The organism is Dietzia sp. B44, from assembly GCF_014145245.1.
Lineage (GTDB): Bacteria > Actinomycetota > Actinomycetes > Mycobacteriales > Mycobacteriaceae > Dietzia > Dietzia natronolimnaea.
The window spans coordinates 1-5,674 of sequence record NZ_JAALEF010000221.1 but is presented as its reverse complement, the minus strand read 5'-3'; the positions used below and the strand labels follow the sequence as shown (position 1 = coordinate 5,674).

7 protein-coding genes are annotated in these 5,674 nt (G+C 68.2%); 3 read left to right on the top strand and 4 right to left on the bottom strand.

What is annotated here, in order from left to right; all coding sequences use genetic code 11:
* Window positions 1-135: 135 nt before the first annotated feature.
* Complete coding sequence (locus G6017_RS08180; protein ID WP_179525222.1) at window positions 136-534, top strand: single stranded DNA-binding domain-containing protein; 399 nt, start codon at window positions 136-138, stop codon at window positions 532-534.
* The gene (locus G6017_RS08175) at window positions 531-1,247 is read left to right on the top strand and encodes a DUF3159 domain-containing protein (RefSeq protein WP_304816413.1); all 717 of its coding nucleotides are present in this window, start codon (window positions 531-533) and stop codon (window positions 1,245-1,247) included. The genes G6017_RS08180 and G6017_RS08175 overlap by 4 nt, the downstream gene beginning before the upstream one ends.
* Window positions 1,248-1,362: 115 nt before the next feature.
* Here G6017_RS08175 and G6017_RS08170 read toward each other — a convergent pair whose 3' ends face one another.
* The 3 genes from G6017_RS08170 to G6017_RS08160 form a co-directional block, all read right to left on the bottom strand.
* Entirely contained in the window at window positions 1,363-2,280 is a 918-nt protein-coding gene (locus G6017_RS08170; protein WP_182610193.1) for a DUF2189 domain-containing protein, read from the bottom strand.
* 175 nt (window positions 2,281-2,455) lie between these two features.
* Entirely contained in the window at window positions 2,456-2,980 is a 525-nt protein-coding gene (ahpD, locus tag G6017_RS08165) for an alkylhydroperoxidase, AhpD family (protein ID WP_179525224.1), read from the bottom strand.
* Entirely contained in the window at window positions 2,977-3,573 is a 597-nt protein-coding gene (locus G6017_RS08160) for a peroxiredoxin (protein WP_182610194.1), read from the bottom strand. The genes ahpD and G6017_RS08160 overlap by 4 nt, the downstream gene beginning before the upstream one ends.
* 154 nt (window positions 3,574-3,727) lie before the next feature.
* Here G6017_RS08160 and G6017_RS08155 point away from each other — a divergent pair, with 154 nt between their 5' ends.
* Entirely contained in the window at window positions 3,728-4,663 is a 936-nt protein-coding gene (locus G6017_RS08155; RefSeq protein ID WP_179525226.1) for a hydrogen peroxide-inducible genes activator, read from the top strand.
* Here the strand turns inward: G6017_RS08155 and G6017_RS08150 are convergent.
* The coding region (locus tag G6017_RS08150; RefSeq protein ID WP_347237967.1) for a hypothetical protein at window positions 4,620-5,674 on the bottom strand (1,055 nt) is incomplete at its 5' end. The genes G6017_RS08155 and G6017_RS08150 overlap by 44 nt on opposite strands.

Below are 5,674 nucleotides of genomic sequence, written 5' to 3'. Positions count from 1 at the left end.
CCCGGCCCCGAGCCCGACCCCCACCCGGGAACAGCCTCGGCAGCCGGAGTCCCGGCCCCGCAGGGACGGCAGCGCCATGGACCGGCTCCGCTCCACCGACGATCTCTGACCGACCGACGCGCTGAGAGGGGAGCCATGCCCGTCACCCGGATGTTCCGTGGTCTCTCGGCTCGGCTGACCGCGCCGCTCGAATCGCTCGACGCGGTGGACCTGGCCGGTGCGGTTCAGGGCATCGGCTGCTCGCCCGTCGAGGACGCCCGGAGAGGGCAGATGGTCACCCTGGCAGGGCGCGTGCGCACAGTCCTGTCCGGAGGGGGAGAGCGGTTCCTCGGGGTGACCGCCGAGGTGTACGACGGTACGGGTGCGGTGGACGTGTGCTGGCTGGGACGTGGTTCGATCCCGGGTATCGACACCGGCCGCTTCGTCAAGGTGACCGGGCGTATCGGCGTCCGGTCTGGCCAGAAGATCATGTTCAATCCACGATACGAATTGCTCAGTGGGCAACCGGGCGCTACACGCGGAGGAGAAGTGTGACCGAGTCTGAGCGGGCCGGCGAGCAGTCCACCGGAGAAGTGCCCCCGGAGAGCGCGGGAGGTAAGCGGAAGTCCGCGTTCGGTGACCCGGACGCCTCGCTGCTCGAGCAGATGGGTGGCGTCCGCGGCCTGGTCTACTCGTCGATCCCCATCCTGACCTTCGTCCCCGTCAACGGCTTCTGGGGACTGACGGTGGCGATCTGGGCGGCGCTCGGGGTGGCGGTCGCCATGCTGGCGTGGTCACTGGTCCGACGGGAGAACCCCCAGCCGGCGATCTCCGGCTTCTTCGGGGTCGCGATCGGTGTCCTGATCGCCTGGCGCACCGGAAGCGCAAAGGGATACTTCCTCTACGGGATCATCACGCAGGCGGTGTACGGCGGGGTGTTCGCCCTGTCCGCGCTCGCGCGGTGGCCACTCGTCGGGGTGATCTGGGGCCTGCTCGACGGAAAAGGGATGTCCTGGCGCCGTCACCCGAAAGCGCGTCGGTGGTACGCCGTCGCCACGTGGATCTGGGCAGGGCTCTTCGCGATACGCGCAGTGCTGCAGTACGCGCTCTACCTGAACGACGAGGTCAACTGGCTCGGGGCCGCCCGCATCGCGATGGGCTGGCCGCTCGCGCTGCTGGCGTTCGCGGCGACGATCTGGGCGGTGCGGCGCGCGATGGTCTACGAGAGGGAGCCCGCGGAGGCCCGGGAACCCACCACGCACGACTGACACGCACGACCGATACGGCATCACCTCGGATGGACGACGGCCCCCGGCGAGTTCGCCGGGGGCCGTCGTCTGCCCAGCTCGTGTCCGTCAGCCGCGAGCGCGAGTGACGCGGTGGTCAGATCGTGCTCGTCGCCATCCGCGAGAACTCGCTCGGGCCCGTGATGGTGCGGTAGGCGAACACCGAGGCCAGGGTGGCCACGGGGATCGCGATGAGGAGCCCGACGAACAGGGCGAGGAAACCTGCCACGACGACGAGGATGTTGAGCACCGCGAGAGCGAACAGGTTTCCCGCGTCGGACTTGATCGCGTTGACGCTGGACTTCATGGCGTCGATCGCGGTCATGTTGCGGTCCACGACGAAGTGGAGGGTCCAGTACAGGAAGAACGCGATCACGATGCCGGGGATGATGAGGAGGATCAACCCGATGGACGTCGCGATCGCCACGAGGATCGCGGCGATGACGAACGCCCCGAAGTTCTGCAACTTGAAGAAGTCGCCGATCTCCGGCTTGTGCCCGTCCACCTCGAGGAGGGCTCCCCGGATGATGAATGCCTGGAACAGGAAGCTCACGGCGATCGCCAGTATCGAGCCCAGGAACGCCACCGACGCCGACTGAGAGTTGGATATCGAACTCGCGAGCCCGTTGGCGAGGAACATCGCCAACGTGACCAGAACCCACGGCAGCGGGTTGTTCTTGAACATCTGCCAGCCGGCGCCGATGGCGTCGGTGGCGGACACCCTGCCCGTCATCACCGGCCCGCCCCCCTGGCCGGACTGGGGGTACCCCGCCCCGTAACCGTGGTCACCGTACGGCTGCTGGCCGAAGCCCTGCCCTCCGGATCCCTGCTGGCCATAAGCCTGTTGGCCGTAGCCCTCCTGGCCGTAGCCCTGTCCGGGATAGGGCTCCTGGCCGAATCCCTGTGCGTCCCCCTGTCCGCCGTACTGCTGTCCACCCCAGTTCTGTTGGGCGGCGCCGGTGCCGGTCGGATCGTTCGGGTTCCCGTCTCCTGACGGGGTACCTCCGGTGGTCATGGCATCTCCAGATCTCTTCGCGTCGGTGTGAAAGATTCTTCCACCTGCCTGGCTCCGAACCTAGTCCTGTCCGGGCGTTTTGGGGAGTGCCAACTCGACGGTCGGGGCGGGGAAATGCGTGGAGCCCCGTCGACGATGTCGACGGGGCTCCGGGTCCGTTGACCGGACGAGGGTGTCAGATGTTGGCGTGGATCTCGACAGCCTGTGCGACGCCGGCCACGGTGCCGGCGATCTTGACCGCCTCCCAGGCCTGCTCCTTGGTGATGCCCTCCTTGCGGATGACGTCATCGTGCGCGGCGGTGCAGTTCTCGCAGCCGTTGATCGTCGAGACGGCCATGGACCAGAGCTCGAAGTCGGCCTTCTCCACACCCGGGTTCGCGATGATGTTCATCCGGAGGCCCATGCGGACCTGGGCGTAGTCGTCTCCCAGGAACTCCTTGGCGCGGTAGGCCACGTTGTTCATGGCCATGATGGACGCAGCACCGAGGGCGGCGTTGAACGCCTCGTCGGACAGGTGCTCGCGCGCCTCGTCGGCGATCTCGGACAGCACGGTCTCGGACCGGGTCGCCGCGGCGGTGGCCAGGAAGGTCCCCCACAGCTGCTGCGGCGACAGCTCTGTCGAGCGCGCCAGGGAGCCGAGGTTCAGTTTGAGATCCTTCGCGAACTCAGGGAGCCCGGACTTCAGGTTCTCGATGGTCACTTGATGCCCTCCTGCAGCATGTCCATCTTGTTGATGTTCTTCGTCGGGTCGTTCTTCTGCCAGTTGCAGGCGCAGACCTCGGACGACTGGAGGGCGTCGAGGACACGGAGGACCTCGTCCACGTTGCGGCCGACGGCATCAGGCGTCACCGAGACGAACTGGATGACGTTGTCCGGGTCGACGATGAAGGTCGCGCGGTCGGCGACCCCGTCCGCGTTCTCGACACCGAGCGCGCGGATCAGCTCGTGCTTGATGTCCGACAGGAGCGGGAACGGGACACCCTTGAGCTCGTCGTTGGTCGCGCGCCAGTTGAAGTGCGCGAACTCGTTGTCGATCGAGCCACCGAGGACCTGCGTGTCGCGGTCCTGGAAGTCCTCGTCGAGCTTGCCGAACGCGGCGATCTCGGTGGGGCAGACGAAGGTGAAGTCCTTCGGGTAGAAGAAGATCACCCGCCACTTGCCGGCGTACGACTGGTTGGTGAGCGTCTCGAAGTAGTCCTCGGGCTGCTGGGCGTTGACCTGCTGGAGGTCGCCGCCCTTGAGTGCGGTGAGCTCGAAGTCGGGGAACTGATCGCCGATGGTGAGAAGTGCCATGTGATCCTCCTGGGTTATGGGCCGTTCTTGAACGGGCAGGGGAGACTATGCCCGACGCGCAGTGAGAGGTAAAGCCTAATGAGGTGAAGATCACCCATAGGGGAGGGTGAATAATCATCGACGTGGGGCTATTGATCGTCCTACACTCATCGACATGGCCAATCAGCGGTTCGTTCCGAGCGTGACCCAGCTCAGGGTGTTCCTCGCTGTCGCGGAGCGTCTCCACTTCCGCAGTGCCGCTGAGGAGCTGGGAATGAGCCAGCCGTCGCTCTCCCAGGCCCTGGCGACTCTGGAGGAGGGACTCCGGGTTCACCTGGTCGAACGGAGTACCAGGACGGTGCTCGTCACACCGGTCGGGCACCAGCTCCTCCCGTTCGCACGGGCCGCGGTGGGCGCGATGGACGCGGTGGCCGACATCGCCGCCGGTAGCGGGGGGCCGCTGTCGGGCGACGTCCGCATCGGTGTGATCCCCACGGCGGCGCCCTACCTGCTGCCGGGTCTGCTGCCCGCCCTGACCGAGCGTTTCCCGGATCTGCGGCCACGGATCGTCGAGGATCAGACCGCCAGACTGCTCGAGCAGTTGCGCTCGGGGGCGATCGACGTCGCGATCATGGCCCTTCCCACCGATGCCGCGGGTGCCATCGGTATGCCCCTGTACACCGAACCGTTCGCTCTCCTCGTCCCGGCCGACCACCCGCTCGCCGGGCAGGAGGGCCTCTCCCTCGAGGCCCTCGTGGATCTCCCACTGCTGATGCTCGACGAGGGGCACTGCCTCCGTGACCAGACCGTCGACCTGTGCCGGCGGGTCTCGGCTCCGATCCTGGGTCGTGGTGGGTCGCGGGCGGCGTCCCTGACCACCGCGGTGAGGTGCGTCGCCGGGGGGCTGGGGGTGATGATCGTGCCGGAGTCGGCCGTGGTGTCCGAGAGCCGCGACCCCGGCATCGGGGTCGCGAGGTTCGTCGAGCCCGCACCGGGCCGGACGATGGGTCTGGTGCTCCGCACGGCCACGGCCGGTGACGACGCCTACGCCGAGCTCGGGAGCGTCATCACCGAGGTGGCCCAGCGGCTGTTCGGAGCGGTTGCCGCCTGACCGGCGGTCGTCCGGCGCCGGCCGGGCAGGTGGGGTTCGTCGCCTCCAGGACCCGCGCCGCCTCCAGGTACCGGGCGCGGAGCGTCTGAGTCCGCGCGACCCATCCGCGCTGGTGGGCGACGAAGACCGCTCGTCCCTCGGGGGACTCCACCGGGATCGGGTCGAGTCCCCAGGCGGACAGGTCATAGGGAGAGGACCGCATGTCGACCTCGCGGGCGTCGAAGGCCGCGGCCAACGTGTCCACCAGGAGCTCGCCGGGGGCGCCGGCCTCCATGTCCGCCACGTACGAGTAGAGATCCATACCGGCGTGCAGGCAGGCCGGTTGCTCGTTGCGGACCTGTTCGGCGCGGGTGAGGACGTCCTTGTTGAGGGGGACGGCGGCCTCGGTGAAGAACCGGAGTGCGTCGAAGTGGGTGCACCGCAGCCGGGATCCGTCGACGACGTCGTCGATCAGTGGCTGGGATACCCGGAGGGGCACCCGGGGATGACGAACGGCATCGTCGCCTCCCCGGTAGAGCATGGCCCACTCGTGAAGGCCGAAACAACCCAGTGCGCCCGGCCTGGACGCGGTGGCCTCGACGATCTCGCGTGCGCGGGTCAGGCGGGGGCCGCATCGGGACAGGACGGACGTGGGATCCACGATCAGTCCGGACCGACCGTGCAGGGAGGTCCGCTCGTAGTGGCGCCACTGCGCCCGTTCGGTCAGGTGGGCGTTCTCCAGGATGATCCCCGGGCCGGGATGCCAGCGTCGGACGGTGGCGACGCTCGTCCGGTAGTAGGTGAACAGGAAGTCCGCGACCGGGTGCGGCTCGCCTCGTCGTCGACGCTCGAGGTGGTCGGTGGTCAGCGAGTCGACGGCCTCGGTGTGCCGGCGCTCCAGCGCCCGCCAGAGGCGCTCGGGCACCAGAACCGGGTCGGCGGCGTGGCGCCGCGGGCTCACGACCGTCGCTTCTTCTTGGGGCGGTGCACCCGGGACTGGGCGGGCCGTCGGGATCGCGCCGGGGGAGCGGA